Origin of the sequence: Devosia sp. ZW T5_3, assembly GCF_044987315.1 — a bacterium.
In the GTDB taxonomy this organism is placed as follows: domain Bacteria; phylum Pseudomonadota; class Alphaproteobacteria; order Rhizobiales; family Devosiaceae; genus Devosia.
Window position 1 is genome coordinate 1 of the sequence record NZ_JBJDRE010000056.1, and the last position, 552, is coordinate 552.

The following is a 552-nucleotide window of genomic DNA, read 5'->3' on the forward strand; positions in this document are numbered from 1 at the left end:
TGCCCGGCCGCGGGCTCGTCATCGACGATGTTCCAGATCCCGGTCGACCACCCCAGCGCGAGGAGGGTCGCGTGGGCAGCATCAGTGGTGTGGATGAAGGACGTCACGGTCTCGGTGGTTGGCAAGTGACCGGCTCGTGCATTCTTGCCGTAGCGTCTGTCGCGGGAGTACCAGGTGTCTGGTCCGCAGAGCTGACCAAACCGCAGCACAACATGCTCCGGGATCTCGCTTACGGCAGACTCGAGCGCTGTCACCGCGGCGATTGTCGTATGCCTGGGCTCGGCGGGGTCAGGATCAAGCGGCTCGGCCTCTCCGGCGAGGTCGGTTCCAGAGGAGTAGACCCAGGAGATGCTCTCGGCGGCCATCCGGGACGTACCAGCCTGCCGGGCTGCGTCGACGAGATTGCGGGTGCCTACGATGCGCAAGCGTGCGTTGCTTGCAGAGTTCGATAGAATAAATCTTCGTTTCGGAAGATCTTTGAGTACTCACCGTCCTCGAAACCGGCGTACAGCCCGACTATGGTCTCGATGTCTTTCGCTGAGAGTTCGTTAC

The 552-nt window shown here is 62.0% G+C and carries 1 pseudogene; it reads right to left on the minus strand.

Annotated features, from left to right (window positions below):
• Positions 1 to 365: pseudogene (locus tag ACI3KW_RS23240) on the minus strand (hypothetical protein); the annotation flags it as partial.
• Positions 366 to 552: the final 187 nt, after the last annotated feature.